This is a genomic window from Mycobacterium lentiflavum (assembly GCF_022374895.2).
GTDB lineage: Bacteria > Actinomycetota > Actinomycetes > Mycobacteriales > Mycobacteriaceae > Mycobacterium > Mycobacterium lentiflavum.
The window spans coordinates 492,284-508,086 of sequence record NZ_CP092423.2; the positions used below are offsets into that span (position 1 = coordinate 492,284).

General features: G+C 65.0%; 16 protein-coding genes. 6 read left to right on the forward strand and 10 right to left on the reverse strand.

Annotated elements, in window-relative coordinates:
* Nucleotides 1–68: 68 nt before the first annotated feature.
* Nucleotides 69–1,904 (reverse strand): acyl-CoA dehydrogenase, encoded by a 1,836-nt coding sequence (locus MJO58_RS02360; RefSeq protein WP_239721903.1) that lies wholly within the window; start codon nucleotides 1,902–1,904, stop codon nucleotides 69–71.
* A gap of 202 nt (nucleotides 1,905–2,106) precedes the next feature.
* On the opposite strand from MJO58_RS02360, the gene MJO58_RS02365 reads away from it, so the two are divergent.
* Together MJO58_RS02365 and MJO58_RS02370 are read left to right on the forward strand one after the other, a co-directional pair.
* Nucleotides 2,107–3,177: an isopenicillin N synthase family dioxygenase gene (locus MJO58_RS02365; protein WP_434086296.1), complete on the forward strand. Its 1,071-nt coding sequence runs from the start codon at nucleotides 2,107–2,109 to the stop codon at nucleotides 3,175–3,177.
* Nucleotides 3,174–3,662, forward strand: a complete 489-nt coding sequence (locus MJO58_RS02370) for a flavin reductase family protein (RefSeq protein ID WP_090598811.1) — start codon at nucleotides 3,174–3,176, stop codon at nucleotides 3,660–3,662. Before MJO58_RS02365 ends, MJO58_RS02370 begins: the two co-directional genes overlap by 4 nt.
* 137 nt (nucleotides 3,663–3,799) lie before the next feature.
* Here the strand turns inward: MJO58_RS02370 and MJO58_RS02375 are convergent, their stop codons facing one another.
* The 4 genes from MJO58_RS02375 to MJO58_RS02390 all read right to left on the reverse strand — a co-directional run bounded on the left by MJO58_RS02375 (nucleotide 3,800) and on the right by MJO58_RS02390 (nucleotide 7,721).
* Entirely contained in the window at nucleotides 3,800–4,546 is a 747-nt protein-coding gene (locus MJO58_RS02375) for a succinate dehydrogenase/fumarate reductase iron-sulfur subunit (protein WP_090598815.1), read from the reverse strand.
* Nucleotides 4,546–6,477 (reverse strand): fumarate reductase/succinate dehydrogenase flavoprotein subunit, encoded by a 1,932-nt coding sequence (locus MJO58_RS02380; protein ID WP_090598819.1) that lies wholly within the window; start codon nucleotides 6,475–6,477, stop codon nucleotides 4,546–4,548. The genes MJO58_RS02375 and MJO58_RS02380 overlap by 1 nt, the downstream gene beginning before the upstream one ends.
* 40 nt (nucleotides 6,478–6,517) lie before the next feature.
* Nucleotides 6,518–7,345: a succinate dehydrogenase subunit SdhC gene (gene sdhC, locus MJO58_RS02385; RefSeq protein WP_090598823.1), complete on the reverse strand. Its 828-nt coding sequence runs from the start codon at nucleotides 7,343–7,345 to the stop codon at nucleotides 6,518–6,520.
* 79 nt (nucleotides 7,346–7,424) lie between these two features.
* Complete coding sequence (locus MJO58_RS02390) at nucleotides 7,425–7,721, reverse strand: Rv0250c family protein (protein ID WP_090598826.1); 297 nt, start codon at nucleotides 7,719–7,721, stop codon at nucleotides 7,425–7,427.
* A gap of 112 nt (nucleotides 7,722–7,833) precedes the next feature.
* On the opposite strand from MJO58_RS02390, the gene MJO58_RS02395 reads away from it, so the two are divergent.
* Nucleotides 7,834–8,595: an isocitrate lyase/PEP mutase family protein gene (locus tag MJO58_RS02395; protein WP_239721904.1), complete on the forward strand. Its 762-nt coding sequence runs from the start codon at nucleotides 7,834–7,836 to the stop codon at nucleotides 8,593–8,595.
* Nucleotides 8,596–8,599: 4 nt separating this feature from the next.
* Here the strand turns inward: MJO58_RS02395 and MJO58_RS02400 are convergent, their stop codons facing one another.
* Entirely contained in the window at nucleotides 8,600–9,094 is a 495-nt protein-coding gene (locus MJO58_RS02400; RefSeq protein WP_239721905.1) for a winged helix-turn-helix transcriptional regulator, read from the reverse strand.
* A 97-nt stretch (nucleotides 9,095–9,191) separates the two neighbouring features.
* Between MJO58_RS02400 and MJO58_RS02405 the strand changes: the two genes are divergently transcribed.
* On the forward strand, nucleotides 9,192–9,731 hold the full coding sequence (locus MJO58_RS02405; RefSeq protein WP_239721906.1) for a DUF302 domain-containing protein: 540 nt from the start codon (nucleotides 9,192–9,194) through the stop codon (nucleotides 9,729–9,731).
* A 59-nt stretch (nucleotides 9,732–9,790) separates the two neighbouring features.
* On the opposite strand, the gene MJO58_RS02410 is transcribed toward MJO58_RS02405, so the two are convergent.
* Nucleotides 9,791–10,222 (reverse strand): Hsp20/alpha crystallin family protein, encoded by a 432-nt coding sequence (locus MJO58_RS02410; protein ID WP_090598842.1) that lies wholly within the window; start codon nucleotides 10,220–10,222, stop codon nucleotides 9,791–9,793.
* 225 nt (nucleotides 10,223–10,447) lie between these two features.
* On the opposite strand from MJO58_RS02410, the gene nirB reads away from it, so the two are divergent.
* Both nirB and nirD read left to right on the forward strand, forming a co-directional pair.
* A complete protein-coding gene (gene nirB, locus MJO58_RS02415) occupies nucleotides 10,448–13,015 on the forward strand; it encodes a nitrite reductase large subunit NirB (RefSeq protein WP_239721907.1) in 2,568 nt (855 codons plus the stop codon).
* 14 nt (nucleotides 13,016–13,029) lie between these two features.
* Nucleotides 13,030–13,386, forward strand: a complete 357-nt coding sequence (nirD, locus tag MJO58_RS02420) for a nitrite reductase small subunit NirD (protein ID WP_239721908.1) — start codon at nucleotides 13,030–13,032, stop codon at nucleotides 13,384–13,386.
* On the opposite strand, the gene MJO58_RS02425 is transcribed toward nirD, so the two are convergent.
* The 3 genes from MJO58_RS02425 to MJO58_RS02435 are packed head-to-tail and all read right to left on the reverse strand — an operon-like array spanning nucleotide 13,383 to nucleotide 15,736.
* Complete coding sequence (locus MJO58_RS02425; RefSeq protein WP_090598853.1) at nucleotides 13,383–13,832, reverse strand: TetR/AcrR family transcriptional regulator; 450 nt, start codon at nucleotides 13,830–13,832, stop codon at nucleotides 13,383–13,385. The two genes, nirD and MJO58_RS02425, sit on opposite strands and share 4 nt — an antisense overlap.
* A gap of 24 nt (nucleotides 13,833–13,856) precedes the next feature.
* Nucleotides 13,857–14,594: a sirohydrochlorin chelatase gene (locus MJO58_RS02430; RefSeq protein ID WP_090598857.1), complete on the reverse strand. Its 738-nt coding sequence runs from the start codon at nucleotides 14,592–14,594 to the stop codon at nucleotides 13,857–13,859.
* Entirely contained in the window at nucleotides 14,591–15,736 is a 1,146-nt protein-coding gene (locus MJO58_RS02435) for a uroporphyrinogen-III synthase (protein WP_239721909.1), read from the reverse strand. Before MJO58_RS02435 ends, MJO58_RS02430 begins: the two co-directional genes overlap by 4 nt.
* Nucleotides 15,737–15,803 lie beyond the last annotated feature (67 nt).

The following is a 15,803-nucleotide window of genomic DNA, read 5'->3' on the forward strand; positions in this document are numbered from 1 at the left end:
CCAGAGACTCAAAATCCCCCGCTTCAGCGTGGAAGCGGGGGATTTTGCGTGTTGTGCTGGTCGGGCCTTTAGAAGGCGGCCTCGTCCAGCTCCATGATGTCGTTGTCCAGCGTCTCGATCACCTCGCGGGTGCCGGCCAACAGCGGCAGGAAGTTCTTCGCGAAGAACGACGCGACCGCGATCTTGCCCTCGTAGAAGGACCGCTCGGCACCACTGGCGCCGGCGTCGAGCGCCTGCACGGCCACCGCCGCCTGACGCTGCAGCAACCAGCCGATCACCAGGTCACCGACGCTCATCAGGAAGCGAACCGAACCCAGGCCCACCTTGTACAGGCTGGAGATGTCCTCCTGGGCGGCCATCAAGTAGCCGGTCAGGGTGGCGGCCATGGCCTGGACATCTTCGAGGGCCTTGGCCAGGTGCTCGCGCTCCGTCTTCAGCCGGCCGTTGCCGGCCTCGGCGTCGACGAACTTCTGGATCTGCTCCGACACGTGCGCGAGCGCCACACCCTTGTCGCGGACGATCTTGCGGAAGAAGAAGTCCTGCGCCTGGATGGCCGTGGTGCCCTCGTAGAGGGAGTCGATCTTGGCGTCCCGGATGTACTGCTCGATCGGGTAGTCCTGCAAGAAGCCGGACCCACCGAACGTCTGCAGGCTCTCGGTCAGCTTCGCGTAGGCCTGCTCGGAGCCCACCCCCTTGACCACCGGCAGCATCAGGTCGTTGACCTTGACCGCCAGGTCGGCGTCCACCCCGTAGAGCGCCTCGGCGACAGCCGCGTCCTGGTAGGTCGCGGTGAACAGGTACAGCGCGCGCAGACCCTCGGCGTAGGCCTTCTGGGTCATCAGCGACCGGCGCACGTCCGGGTGGTGCGTGATGCTGACCCGCGGTGCGGTCTTGTCGGTCATCTGGGTCATGTCGGCGCCCTGCACGCGGGACTTCGCGTACTCCAGTGCGTTCAGGTAACCGGTGGACAGGGTGGCAATTGCCTTGGTGCCGACCATCATCCGGGCCATCTCAATGACCTCGAACATCTGCGCGATGCCGTTGTGCACCTCGCCGACCAGCCAGCCCTTCGCGGGCACGTCGTGCTGACCGAACGACAGCTCACACGTCGCGGAGACCTTCAGGCCCATCTTGTGCTCGACGTTGGTGACGAACACCCCGTTGCGCTCGCCGAGCTCGCCCGTTTCGTGGTCGAACAGGAACTTCGGCACGATGAACAGCGACAGTCCCTTGGTGCCGGGGCCGGCACCCTCGGGGCGGGCCAGCACCAGGTGCACGATGTTCTCGAACAGGTCGTCAGAGTCGGCGGACGTGATGAACCGCTTGACTCCGTCGATGTGCCAGGAGCCGTCCTCCTGCTGGACCGCCTTGGTACGGCCGGCGCCGACATCCGAGCCGGCGTCCGGCTCGGTCAGCACCATGGTCGCGCCCCAGCCGCGCTCGGCGCACATCACGGCCCACTTCTTCTGCTCCTCGGTACCGAGGTGGTAGATGATGTTCGCGAAGCCGGCGCCGCCGGCGTACATCCACACCGCCGGGTTGGCGCCGAGGATGTGCTCGTGCAGGGCCCACACCAGCGCCTTGGGCATCGGCATGCCGCCCAGCACCTCGTCGATGCCGGCCTTGTCCCAGCCGGCCTCGGTCACGGCGCGAACGGACTTCTTGAAGGACTCGGGCAGGGTAACCGCGTGAGTCTTCGGGTCGAACACCGGCGGATTGCGGTCGCCGTCGACGAACGACTCGGCGACCGGCCCCTCGGCCAGCCGGCTCATTTCGGTAAGCATTTCTTGGGCGGTGTCGGCATCGAGGTCGCTGAATGCGCCTTGGCCGAGCGCCTGGTCAACGCCCAACACCTCGAACAGGTTGAATACCTGGTCACGGACGTTGCTCTTGTAGTGGCTCACTACTCTCCTCCTCGTTGAGAATGCCACGCTGTGGTTGAGTACTTTGGACTAAGTTACCCACCAGTAACACCGCTAAATATAGCCGTTAGATCAGTGGGCGCAAGTCAATGTGAGCTAGATTTCATTGTCTAATTAACCAACCGGTTGGGATAGCCCAGCTCACGCCTTCGACAGCTCCTCTACCTGCGGCGATAATGGGAGCGTGGACGGTGTGAAGAGCGTCACCGACTTGCCGGTGGTGGACCTGACAGCCGATATCGGCGTCTTGCGCGAGGGCCTTCGCGAGGCCGCCCACGAGGTGGGTTTCTGCTATCTGACCGGCCATGGCGTACCGCAGGAGCTCGTCGCGCGAGTGCTCGAGGCGGCCCGCGCGTTGTTCGCGCTGCCGCAGGCCGACAAGGACGCCGTGGCGATGGTGCGCAGCCCGCATTTCCGCGGTTACACCCGGCTTGGTGGCGAGCTGACTCTGGGCGAGGTGGATTGGCGCGAGCAGATTGATATCGGACCGGAGCGTCCGCCGGTGGCCGGGCCTGGTCAGCCCGACTACCTGTGGCTGCAGGGTCCCAATCAGTGGCCGGCGGCGCTGCCCGAGTTTCCGGCGATCATCGCCGAGTGGGACGCCGCCCTGTCGCGAGTGGCCCGCACCCTGCTGCGGCACTGGGCGGCCTCGCTGGGCAGCCCGCCAGAGGTGTTCGACGCCGCTTTCGCCGAGACGCCGGCCACGCTGATCAAGGTCATCCGCTATCCCGCCCGCGCGGCCAGCGCGCAGGGCGTGGGTGCGCACCGAGACTCCGGGGTGCTGACGCTGCTGCTGGCCGAGCCGGGCAGTCGGGGACTGCAGGTGCGCCGGGGCGGCGATGGCGACGGGGGCTGGATCGATGTCGGTCCGCTGGATGGGGCGTTCATCGTCAACATCGGCGAGCTGCTCGAGGTCGCGACCGGCGGCTACCTGCGTGCCACCGAACACCGGGTGAATCTGGGCGGCGGGAGCGCCGAGCGAATTTCGATCCCGTTCTTCTTCAATCCCCGGCTGGATGCCCAGATACCGGTGCTGTCGCTGCCCACCGAACTCCAGGAAATCGCCGCGCGCACCGACAAGACCTGGACACCGACCGAAAATCCGTCGGACCCGATCCACTCGGTTTACGGTCGCAACGCCTGGAAGAGCAGGCTGCGGTCGCACCCGGATGTGGCTGATGCGCACGGGCATTCGACGGGTAGGGTCAAAAACGCGAATCCGTCGTCGGCTCAAGGGGCGAATGAAGTCCAGTGAATGCATCGAACAAGCTGACACCGTCCACACTTCGTGACGCCTTCGGTCACTTTCCGTCCGGCGTGGTGGCGATCGCCGCCGAGGTTTCGGGAGTCCGGGTGGGACTGGCCGCCAGTACATTTGTGCCCGTCTCGTTGGACCCGCCGCTGGTCTCGTTCTGTGTGCAGAACACCTCGACCACCTGGCCCAAACTCAAGGATCTACCGATGCTGGGCATCAGCGTGCTCGGCGAGGCGCACGACGAGGCGGCTCGCACCCTGGCCGCCAAGACCGGAGACAGGTTCGCCGGTCTGGAGACGGTGTCCTCCGGCTCCGGTGCGGTCTTCATCAAGGGCACCGGCCTGTGGCTGGAGAGCGCGATCGAGCAGGTGATCCCGGCCGGGGACCACGTCATCGTCGTCCTGCGGGTCAACGAGGTGACGGTTGATCCCGAGGTGGCACCGATTGTGTTCCACCGCAGTGTATTTCGCCGACTCGGCGCCTGAGCCCACCGTCGCCTGAAGAAGGCGTCCGTCGCCTGAAGACGCCGAACAGGCATCATTCGCGCCGAACGTGCTCCCACGGCGCAAAATCGGCCAAATTTTCGCCGTCAGTGCACGTTCGGCGAAAAGGAGTAACGCGTCTAGCGGCGGAACAGCTTGTTACCCAGCCAGACGACCGGGTCGTACTTGCGGTCGGCGACCCGCTCTTTCATCGGGATCAGCGCGTTGTCGGTGATCTTGATGTGTTCGGGGCAGACCTCGGTGCAGCACTTGGTGATGTTGCAGTAGCCCAAGCCGAATTCCTCCTGGGCCATGTCGCGCCGGTCCAGTGTGTCCAGCGGGTGCATTTCGAGCTCGGCGGCCCGCATCAAGAAGCGCGGGCCGGCAAAGGCCTTCTTGTTCTCCTCGTGGTCGCGGACCACGTGGCAGACGTTGTTACACAGGAAGCACTCGATGCACTTACGGAACTCCTGCGAGCGCTGCACGTCGGCCTGAGCCATCCGGTACTCGCCGGGCTGCAGGTCCTTGGGCGGTGCGAAAGACGGGATCTGGCGGGCCTTTTCGTAGTTGAACGAGACGTCGGTGACCAGATCGCGAATCACCGGGAAGGTCCGCAGCGGCGTCACCGTCACGACCTCGTCCTCGGCGAACGTCGACATGCGGGTCATGCACATCAGCTTCGGCATCCCGTTGATCTCGGCCGAGCAGGATCCGCACTTGCCCGCCTTGCAGTTCCACCGCACCGCGAGGTCGGGGGTCTGCGTCTGCTGCAGGCGATGGATGATGTCGAGCACCACCTCGCCCTCGTTGACCTCGACCGTGAAGTCCTGCAGTGCGCCGCCGGCGTCATCGCCGCGCCACACCCGCATCGTCGCGTTGTAGCTCATTAGCCTCTCCGTCCTGGGTGGTCGGCCAGCTCTTCATCGGTGAAGTACTTCTCCAGCTCGGAGATCTCGAACAGCTCCAAGAGGTCGGGCCGCATCGGCACCTGCTCTTCGCGCGTGACGGTGACGTCAGGAATCGCGTCGCCGTCACCGCCGGCCGCACGGCACACCAGCAACACCTTGCGCCACGACGAGTCCATGCCCGGGTGGTCGTCGCGGGTGTGTCCACCGCGGCTCTCGGTGCGCAGCAGAGCGGCCTTGGCGACACATTCGCTGACCAACAGCATGTTGCGCAGGTCGATGGCCAGGTTCCAGCCGGGGTTGTACTGGCGGTGGCCCTCGACGTGGATGTTCTTGAACCGCTCACGCAGCGCGGTGAGCCGTTCCAGCGCCTCGGAGATCTCTTCCGATTTGCGGATGATGCCGACCAGGTCGTTCATCGACTGCTGCAATTCCAGCTGCATCGTGTACGGGTTCTCGGCGGCCGAACCGTTGGTCGGTGCCTCGAACGGGGCCAGTGCCCGCTTGGCCGCCGCCTCGATCGCGTCCTCGCTGACGGTCGGGCGACTGGACAGAGCGCGCGCGTAGTCGGCAGCGCCCAGCCCGGCGCGACGGCCGAAGACCAGCAGGTCCGACAGCGAGTTGCCGCCCAACCGGTTGGAGCCGTGCATGCCGCCGGAGCATTCACCGGCGGCGAACAGGCCGGCGACGGTGGCCGCGCCGGTGTCGGGGTCGACCTCGACACCGCCCATCACGTAGTGGCAGGTGGGCCCGACTTCCATCGGCTCCTTGGTGATGTCGACACCGGCCAGCTCCATGAACTGGTGGTGCATCGACGGCAGCCGCCGCTTGATCTCGTCGGGCGTCAACCGCGAAGCGATGTCCAGGTAGACACCACCGTGTGGGGTGCCGCGACCGGCCTTGACCTCCGAGTTGATCGCGCGGGCGACCTCATCGCGGGGCAGCAGGTCCGGGGTGCGGCGAGCCGAATCGTTGTCCTTGAGCCATTGGTCGGCTTCTTGCTCGGTTTCGGCGTACTGGCCCTTGAACACCGGGGGGATGTAATCGAACATGAAGCGCTTGTTGTCGGAGTTCTTCAGCACTCCGCCGTCGCCGCGCACACCCTCGGTGACCAGGATGCCCTTCACACTCGGCGGCCAGACCATGCCCGTCGGGTGGAACTGGATGAACTCCATGTTGATCAACGTCGCGCCCGCCCGCAGCGCCAGCGCGTGGCCGTCGCCGGTGTACTCCCAGGAGTTCGACGTGACCTTGAAGGACTTGCCGATACCGCCGGTGGCCAGCACCACGGCGGGTGCGTCGAAGACGACGAACTTACCGCTTTGGCGCCAGTAGCCGAATGCTCCGGCGATCCGCCCGTCGCTTCCCGAGCCGTCTTTGAGCAGCTCGGTGATCGCGCACTCGGCGAAGACCCTGATCCGCGCCTCGTAGTCGCCGAGTTCGGCGAAGTCTTCCTGCTGCAGCGAGACGATCTTCTGCTGCATGGTGCGGATCAGCTCCAGGCCGGTGCGGTCACCGACGTGCGCCAGCCGCGGGTAGGTGTGCCCACCGAAGTTGCGCTGGCTGATCTTGCCGTCCTTGAGACGGTCGAACAGCGCGCCGTAGGTCTCCAGCTCCCAGACCCGGTCCGGTGCCTCCTTGGCGTGCAGTTCGGCCATCCGCCAGTTGTTCAGGAACTTGCCACCGCGCATCGTGTCGCCGAAGTGGGTCTTCCAGTTGTCCTTGGGGTTGGTGTTGCCCATGGACGCGGCGCAGCCGCCCTCGGCCATCACCGTGTGGGCCTTGCCGAACAGGGATTTGGTCACCACTGCTACCTTGAGGCCGCGTTCGCGCGCTTCGATGACCGCGCGCAAACCCGCGCCGCCGGCACCGATCACGACCACGTCGTAGGAGTGCCGTTCGACCTCAGTCATGGAACCTCACTTAACTTTCCGATCTCCGTGAAAGGGCTTATCAGCCAACAAATCTCAGGTCCGAGATGGTGCCGCTAGCCACCAGTGCGATGTAGAAGTCGGTAAGCATCAGCGTGCCCAGCGTGATCCACGCGAACAGCTTGTGCCGGGTGTTGATGACGCTGACCTGAGTCCAGATCCAGTACCGCACAGGGTGTTTGGAGAAGTGTTTGAGCCGTCCACCGGTCACGTGCCGGCACGAGTGGCAAGACAGCGTGTAGACCCACAGCATGACGACGTTGCCCAGCAGGATCAGATTGCCCAGACCGAAACCGAATCCGCCCGGTCCCTCGTCGGAATGGAACGCGACGATCGCGTCATAGGTGTTGATTACCGAGATGATGCCGGCGATGTAGAAGAAGTATCGGTGCGTGTTCTGGACGATCAGCGGGAACTTGGTTTCACCGGTGTAGTGGACCCGGGGCTCGGCCACCGCGCAGGAGGTGGGCGACTGCCACACCGTGCGGTAGTAGGCACCGCGGTAGTAGTAGCAGGTCAGCCGGAACAGCAACAGGAACGGCAGTGTCAGCGCGGCGTACGGCAACCACCACACGTCGGGAAGCACCTGCGGCCAGAATTCGCTCGACGCACCGCAGGCCTTGCTGACGCACGGCGAGTAGAACGGCGTCAGGTAGTGGTACTTCGGGACGTAGAAGTAGTTCTGTTGGAACGCCCGGAACGTCGCGTAGATGACGAATGCGGCGAAGCCGAGGTCGATGCGCAACGGCGACATCCACCATCGGTCGGTACGTAGTGTTCGCTGCTGAATTTGGGCGCGCGTCGGTGAAAAGATGCCGGACGCAGGACGGTTCGCCGTTGGTGCGCTCATGCAAATGTTCCTCTTCGAACAGGGCTGTTGGTCGAAGGGTACAAGACCAATGCCTCCGATTTAACGGGGGCTTGGAATATCAGCAGCGATTGTGACCCCCGACACCCTCGTCGTCGACATCGCGCCAGAAATCGGTGTCGTACTGGGTGTCGGGAATGATGATCTTTTCGCCGGATTGCGCAACAGTGGCCCGTGTCAAGTCCAATTCCGAAACGTCGGTGTCGAGTAATTCGACATCGCCGATGATCCGGTCGGCGTCGATCACGATGCGGCGCATCGCCGGACTGTCGCCGTAGCGCGACCTCAAGGAGTTCACGCACCGCCGCAAACCGCCGATGAGATCGTGCAGTTCGGCGAGTTCGGTCGTGGTGGACAAGAGATCTCCTAGGGCTGCGGGTGTCAGGGATCACACTATGACTTTCGATACTATCCACCGCGCACGGCTGACGTAGGACAGACGAATCGCCCAGATTGCGGAGCAAACACCCATGACAGGTCAGACCACCGCCGCGCAGCGCGCGGCCACACTGCTCGAATTGCATCAACCGGGCCACCCGGTGGTGCTGCCGACCGTATGGGATGCCTGGTCGGCGCGCCTTGCCACGGGTGCCGGATTTGCCGCCTTGACCGTAGGTAGCCATCCGCTGGCCGACTCGATTGGCAAACCCGATGGCGAGGGCATGTCGTTCGACGATGTGCTGACTCGGGTCGCGCAGATCACCGCGGCGGTCGACGTCCCGGTGTCGGTGGACATCGAGTCCGGCTACGGTCTGCCGGCGCAGCGCCTGATCGACGGCCTACTGAGCGCCGGTGCGGTCGGGCTCAACATCGAGGACACCGTGCATTCGGAGAACAAGCGACTGCGGTCCGCGCGTGAGCACGCCGAATTGGTGGGCACGCTGCGCTCGGCTGCCGATGCGGCCGGGGTGCACGTCGTGATCAACGCCCGTACCGATCTCTTTCTGCGCAACGACGGCGACGATTCGGACCGCGTCGAGCGGGCGGTGGCACGGCTGATTGAGGCGGCCGACGCCGGCGCCGACGTGCTCTACCCGGTGGGCCGCCACGACCCGGAGACGTTGCGGCGCTTGGCAACTGAGCTGCCGCTGCCGATCAACGCGATCGCGCTGCCCGACCAGGGTGACCCGGCGTTGTTCGGTGCGCTGGGTGTCGCCCGGATCAGCTTCGGGCCGTTCCTGCAAGCCGCACTGGCCGACCGTGCCAAGGAACTGCTGGCGCGCTGGAGCTGATCGGCTAAATCGGCTCCAACATCCGGCGCGGCCGGCGCAACGCCTCGCTGACCGCATCGTCGCGACTCGGATCGTGAGGCCGGCGCGGCGGATGCCCGATCAGGTCGGCGACGTCGGGAACCCGATCGCAGCGCTCGCAGCGGCGATCGGACCCGATTGCGCCGCCGCAGTCTGCGTGCCGATAGCTTCGGGTCGGCTTGTCCAACAAGTTCTCGCTTCCCCACGCGATCATCGACCAGAGCAGTGGCCATAGTTGCTTGCCCTTGGTGGTCAGCGCGTATTCGGCAGCGTCCTTGGTCAGCACGCCCTCGGCGACCAAGAAGGTAAGCCGTTCGGACAGCACAGCTTTGGGGATGCCGAGGTGATTGTGAAAGTCACTGAACCGCCGCACGCCATAGAAGGCGTCGCGCAAGATCAGCAACGTCCAGCGTTCGCCGACGATCTCCAAGGACCGGGCGATCGGGCAATTCTCGTCCGGGTATTCACGGGGAAGGGCCACGTTGCCAATGCTACCTCTTGCTGGTTCATTCAATGAACCGTATAGTCGAACCTGCGAAGTTCGTTCACCGAACCATTGACGAATCTTGAGGAATGTCATGACAAGTAGCGTTAAGGCAGCCGAATTCAACGTCGTGGCACACACCATGAATCGCATCGACATCAGCACGGGCATGAATTTCGACGATTTCGTCGCGGCTTTCGAGAACGCCGCACCGCCCGTCGACCGAGCAGCGGTGCATGAGATCGTCGATCGCGGCGGCAACTGGGACGACGTGCTTGCGGCCGCGGCGAGTAACGCGCCGCACGACCTGATGGTCTACGCGAAGATCGACGCGTTGCCCTTCTTCAGCCTTGCCGGTCACACCACCAAAGCGGTGGAGTATCTGCTCGGCAACCACACGATCGCTGAAACGATGTATCGCCATGACCCGAAAGCATTGCTGTACGCGCCATTACGGCTGCTGATCTACGCGGACGTCGACGGCAACGCGGTGTTTTCGATGGACCAGCCTGGTCCCGCATTCGGCAGTCTCGGCATCGCCGAGGTGGCGAAGGTGGGCGAGAGCCTGGATCGCAAAGTGGTAAACCTGTTGCGAGTCATCGGAATTGACGCCGGCCAGGCGTTCACCCGCTAGGACGCGAACGTCGGGTTGTCGGGTGCCTTGAATGGCAATTTCTCCCAACAACCCGACGGTCACTTGGCGATCTCGATGCGCTGCGCCTGGGTTCCGGCGTACGCGCCGTTGACTCGCACGGTTAACACACCGGCGTCGTAGGAAGCCTTGATGGCCTCGCTGGTGACGTGCGCGGGCAGCTGGAACGAGCGACGGAACGATCCATAGCGGATCTCCCGCAGGGTACGGACGTCCGTCTGTTCTGCGTGCTCGTCGCGGTGTTCGCCGTGGATTACCAGGCGCCCCCTGTCGACCTCGACGTTGACGTCTTTTTCGACATCGACACCGGGCAGTTCCAGGCGCACTACCGCGTCGTCGCCGTCCTTGACGATCTCGGCCGCAGGGTTCAAACCGCTGTTCACCGGCTTGTACCAGTCGGCTGTTGCGGCCGGGCCGAAGAAGTCGCGCAACCATCGGTCGGCCGGGTGCGACCACACTGCGAGATTACTCATTTCGTCTCCTCGTTGCTTCCTTGAGTTTCATTGTGAGTTTGCTGTGACCGGCGCCTTGCCGACCGGCTACTTAGACAAACTTGAGTTGATCACGCTTAAGTTCCACCTGCCCGTTCGCCCGGAGCGAACACACATCACACAGGAAGTTGTGAGGTGTGAGACCCGCGTCATACGAGCGATACATTCGGCGGTTTTTCCTTAATTTCTGACCCCTAACCTCATGGCATGACCTCAGCCCCAGACTCGCGCGCGCAGTGTGCTGCCCGTCACTTGGTCGTGGTCGGGCACGGCATGGTTGGCCACCGTCTGGTCGAGGCGCTACGCGCCCGTGATACCGACGGGGCTTGGCGCATCACCGTTTTGGCCGAAGAGGCCGACGCCGCCTACGATCGCGTTGGATTGACCTCGTACACCGAAAGCTGGGACCGCGCCCTGCTGGCGCTGCCCGGTAACGACTACCCCGGTGACGAGCGGGTACGGCTGCTGCTGAACGCGCGGGTCACCGAAATCGACCGTGCGACAAAGGCAGTGGTGACCGCGGATGGCGAACGGTACGAATACGACGCCCTGGTCCTGGCCACCGGTTCCTACGCCTTCGTCCCTCCGGTGCCCGGACACGACCTGCCCGCCTGCCACGTCTACCGAACCCTGGACGACCTCGACGCGATCCGGGCCGAAGCGGAGCGGGCCCGTGATGACGGTCACCATGCCGCCGGTGTGGTGATCGGCGGCGGTCTGCTGGGACTCGAAGCCGCCAATGCGTTGCGTCAGTTCGGCTTGGAAACACACGTCATTGAAATGATGCCGCGACTGATGGCCCAGCAGATCGACGAGGCCGGTGGTGGGCTGCTGGCGCGGATGATCACCGAGCTCGGGATTTCGGTGCACGTCGGCACGGGCACCGAATCGATTGAATCCGTTGAACGTGCCGACGGTTCGGTGGCGACGCGGGTGCGGCTGACCGATGGCGACGTGATCGAGGCGGGCCCGGTTATTTTCGCGGCCGGCGTGCGGCCGCGTGACGAGCTGGCCGCGGCAGCGGGGCTGACGCTGGCCGAGCGCGGCGGCGTACTCACTGACTTATCCTGCCGGACAAGCGATCCCGACATCTACGCGATCGGCGAGGTCGCCGCGATCGACGGGCGATGCTACGGCCTGGTCGGACCGGGCTACACCTCCGCGGAGGTCGTGGTGGACCGGCTGCTGGGTGGCGCTGCGGAGTTCCCGGAAGCCGATCTGTCTACCAAGCTCAAACTGCTGGGTGTCGACGTCGCCAGCTTCGGTGACGCGATGGGCGCAACCGAGAACTGCCTCGAGGTCGTCATCAATGACGCGGTGAACCGGACCTACGCCAAGCTGGTGCTCTCCGATGACGCCAAGACCCTGCTCGGCGGGGTGCTGGTGGGTGACGCGTCCAGCTACGGGGTGCTGCGGCCGATGGTCGGCAGCGAGCTGCCGGGCGACCCGCTCGCGCTGATCGCGCCGGAAGGATCCGGCGGCGGCTCTTCGGCTTTGGGTGTCGGCGCGCTCCCGGATTCAGCGCAGATCTGCTCCTGCAACAACGTCAGCAAGGCCGACCTGAAGTGTGCGATCGCCGACGGTTGCAGCGACGTCGGATCGCTGAAGTCGTGCACGACGGCCGGCACGTCGTGTGGCTCGTGCGTGCTGCTGCTCAAGCAGCTGCTGGAAGCCGAGGGCGTGGTTCAGTCCAAGGCGCTGTGCGAGCACTTCAGCCAGTCGCGCGCAGAGCTTTTCGAAATCATCTCGGCCACCGAGATCCGGACCTTCTCTGGTCTGCTGGAGCGCTTCGGTCGCGGAAAAGGTTGCGACATCTGCAAACCCGTGGTCGCGTCGATCCTGGCCTCGACCGGCTCGGACCACATCCTCGACGGCGAGCAGGCCTCGCTGCAGGATTCCAACGACCACTTCCTGGCCAACATTCAGAAGAACGGCAGCTACTCGGTGGTGCCCCGGGTTCCCGGCGGTGACATCAAGCCCGAGCATCTGATCCTGATCGGCCAGATCGCCCAGGACTTCGGGCTTTACACGAAGATCACCGGCGGTCAGCGGATCGACCTGTTCGGCGCCCGGGTGGACCAGCTGCCGCAGATCTGGAAGCGGCTGGTTGACGGCGGCATGGAATCCGGCCACGCCTACGGCAAGTCGCTGCGCACCGTGAAAAGCTGTGTGGGCACCGACTGGTGCCGTTACGGCCAGCAGGACTCGGTGCAACTGGCCATCGACTTGGAGCTGCGCTACCGAGGCCTGCGGGCGCCGCACAAGATCAAGATGGGTGTCTCGGGCTGTGCGCGGGAATGCGCGGAGGCGCGCGGCAAGGACGTCGGCGTCATCGCCACCGAAAAGGGTTGGAACCTCTACGTCGGCGGCAACGGCGGTATGACTCCAAAACACGCCCAGTTGCTGGCCAGTGACCTCGACACCGACACGCTGGTCCGTTATGTCGACCGGTTCCTCATGTACTACATCCGCACCGCCGACCGGCTGCAGCGCACCGCGCCGTGGGTCGAGTCGCTGGACGGCGGTCTCGACCACCTGCGTGAGGTGGTATGTGAGGACACCCTCGGGCTGGCCGAGGAATTCGAGGCCGCGATGGAGCGGCACGTGGACAACTACAAGTGCGAATGGAAGGGCGTGCTCGAAGATCCGGACAAGCTCTCGCGGTTTGTCTCCTTCGTCAACGCGCCGGACGAAATCGATTCGACTGTCACATTCACCGAGCATGCCGGACGCAAAATCCCTGTGTCCATTGGCATGCCGCGGGTCCGTTCATAGTTCAGGAGGCAAGCGTGACAATTGTCAACGACATTGCGGTGTGGACCACCGCCTGCCACTACGACCGCCTCATCCCGGGTCGTGGCGTCGGCGTGCTGCTCGACGACGGTTCTCAGGCGGCGCTGTTCCGTCTGGACGACGGCTCGGTGCATGCGGTCGGTAACGTCGACCCGTTCTCGGGTGCGGCCGTGATCTCGCGCGGGATCGTCGGTGACCGTGGCGGCCGTGCCACCGTCCAATCACCCATCCTCAAACAGGCTTTCGCGCTCGAAGACGGACTGTGCCTGGATGACCCGCGGGTATCCGTGCCGGTGTACCAGGTGCGCATCACCGGCGAGGGTGAAATCCAGATCGCGCGATTGGCTGCCTAGCCGATATCGCCGACGAGGTAGCGCTGCATCGTTGGGCCGATGGCGTCGACCAGTGCGTCGACCGGCATCGAATGCAGTGGCTCGCTACGCACCCCGTAGCGCATGATGCCGAGGCCAACCAGCTGCGAGGCGCACAGCGACGCCCGCACGGCGGCCTTGTCGGCGCCCAGCATTTTGAGCATCGGGCCGAAAACCGGCCCGATGAACATGCTTTGCACAACCTCGGCCGTCTTGGCCATACCCGTGGAGGCGACCGCGCTGGCCGCAAACGGCCCACCGCCGGCGGCGTCCCAGGTGGTGATCAGCAGGTGGAGCGTTCGGCGGCCGACTTGGTTGACCCCTCCGGTGATGATCCGGTCGACGAATTCCGGTGTGCCGAAGGGCAACCGCAGCATCTTCGCGACCGGGTCGAGGAGCCCACGCGATGGCTCTTCGCGACTGGGCATGGTGCCAGGATCACCCGCGGGTGATCAAAGATCAAGCATCGCGTTCCTCGGCGCGCCCGGCCGGTAACGACGTACCGGATGCCGGGTGGCCACCGGCACCGCCCGGCGGAACCGGTTGGCGATCAAGCGTGCGAGCCGCGGATGAGTGCCCAGCGGCTCGCTGACCAGATCGGCGCCGCAGTGGCGCAGCTTTTCCTGGAACAGCCCGTCGGCGAGCAGATAGGAGGCGATCGCGACGCGGCGCGCACCGTCGGCCCGCGCCCGCTCGACAGCATCGGTGATCTGCGGATCGCCGACGGCGGCAAATCCCAGGGTGACCCGTGAGCCGGTCAGCGCGGACAACAGCGTCGCGGTGGTGTGCAGGTCCGCGCGGGCAATGGGGTCCGATGTTCCCGCTGCCCCCAGGATCACCGAATCACCCAGGCGCCAACCAGATTTCATCAACTGGTCGGCGACGATCCGGGCGATCTCCCCGCCTGGGCCCAGCGCCGGGGTGACGATGGCATTGGGATGTCCGCTGGCCGCAACATGGGCGGGCACGTCGGCGCGGACGTGGTAGCCGCGGGATAAGAACGCGGGCACCACGACTGCCCGGTGGCCGCCGACCGCGCAAAGCACCTCGCTCGGTGTCGGTCCCAACACGTCGACGAAGGCGACCCGAACCGTGCGGCCGAGCTGTCTGCTCACCTGTGCCGCCAGGTCGCCGATCATCGCGACACCGCCCGGTCGGCGCGTGCCGTGCGCGGCAAGTATCAGACTCATGGCGTTCCCACCGGTTCGTCGATCGCCAGCCGGTAGCCACGCTTGACAACGGTTGCGACAATGTTCTTGTCGCCCAGGGCTGTTCGCAGTCGAAGCACGGCCGTGTCGACGGCGTGCGGATCGTTGCTGTTGCCGGGCAGTACCCGTAACAGATCATTGCGGGCCACGACGTCACCGGGACGGTGAGCCAGCGCGCGCAGTACCGCCATCCCGGATCCGGACAGCGCTTGCACCGAACCGTCGACCAGTACGCAGTTTCCGCGGATCTCGATCGCGTGACCCGCGGCCTTCACATTGCACGACCCGAGCTGTGGCAGTTTTTCGGCGATATGGCGGGCCAGCGCTCCCAGCCGCATCCGTTCGGGTGACGTCGTCGGAATGCCCTTGCGGTGCAACGGCTGTGCCGTCACCGGGCCGACGCACATGGCGTGCACATCGGTGCGCAACGCCTCGATCACCTGGTCCTCGATGTTCAAGTCGCGGCTGCGCTCCAGGACCGCGGCCGCGGCGGGTGCCGACGTGAAGCTGACCGCATCGAATTGGCGCCGCGCGATCCCGGTGACCAGTTGGTCGAAGTTGCCGCCCATCGCGGTGGACTTCCACCGGTACACCCGGATCGGCACCACCTCGGCACCTGCCGCGCGCAATCCTCCGACGAATTCCGGGAACGGGTCCCAGGCGTCGGCGGCGCCGTGGAGTTGCACCGCGATCCGCGCGCCGGACACCCCCGATTCAAGCAAGTACTTGAGGAGTTCTTGGGAGGATTCGGATTTCGGCGACCACTCTTCGTGCAGACCGGCCGCGCGCAGCGCGCCCGTCGCCTTCGGCCCGCGCGCCAGCACTCGCGCCTTGGACAGCGACGCGATGAGCTGATAGGACAACCCCCAACCCTCGGCGGCGGCCACCCAGCCGCGAAATCCGATGCCGGTGTGGGCGACCAGAATGTCGGGAGGATTGGCGATCACGGCTTCGGTAATGCTCTGCAGTTCTTCATCTTCGGGTAACGCGATCATGTTGATCGCGGCAGCGCTGGAGACCTCGGCGCCCTGGCGGCCCAGCAACGCGCACAGCTCCTCGGACCGGCGCGCCGACGTGACCGCTATCCGGTAACCGGTGAGCGGCGGGGACTCGGGCTGGTCCATACGACCTGTGTATGCCTGCGACATTTCCGAGGCGTTACCTGACGATTGCTGACGCATTGCCCATGTT

Coding starts and splice junctions, on each gene's coding strand:
- MJO58_RS02375 (WP_090598815.1), bottom strand. CDS start 4,546: ATGAGCTACAACGCGACGATGCGGGTGTGGCGCGGCGATGACGCCGGC.
- MJO58_RS02380 (WP_090598819.1), bottom strand. CDS start 6,477: ATGACTGAGGTCGAACGGCACTCCTACGACGTGGTCGTGATCGGTGCC.
- sdhC (WP_090598823.1), bottom strand. CDS start 7,345: ATGAGCGCACCAACGGCGAACCGTCCTGCGTCCGGCATCTTTTCACCG.
- MJO58_RS02395 (WP_239721904.1), top strand. CDS start 7,834: ATGACAGGTCAGACCACCGCCGCGCAGCGCGCGGCCACACTGCTCGAA.
- MJO58_RS02405 (WP_239721906.1), top strand. CDS start 9,192: ATGACAAGTAGCGTTAAGGCAGCCGAATTCAACGTCGTGGCACACACC.
- MJO58_RS02410 (WP_090598842.1), bottom strand. CDS start 10,222: ATGAGTAATCTCGCAGTGTGGTCGCACCCGGCCGACCGATGGTTGCGC.
- nirB (WP_239721907.1), top strand. CDS start 10,448: ATGACCTCAGCCCCAGACTCGCGCGCGCAGTGTGCTGCCCGTCACTTG.
- MJO58_RS02425 (WP_090598853.1), bottom strand. CDS start 13,832: ATGCCCAGTCGCGAAGAGCCATCGCGTGGGCTCCTCGACCCGGTCGCG.
- MJO58_RS02430 (WP_090598857.1), bottom strand. CDS start 14,594: ATGAGTCTGATACTTGCCGCGCACGGCACGCGCCGACCGGGCGGTGTC.
- MJO58_RS02435 (WP_239721909.1), bottom strand. CDS start 15,736: ATGGACCAGCCCGAGTCCCCGCCGCTCACCGGTTACCGGATAGCGGTC.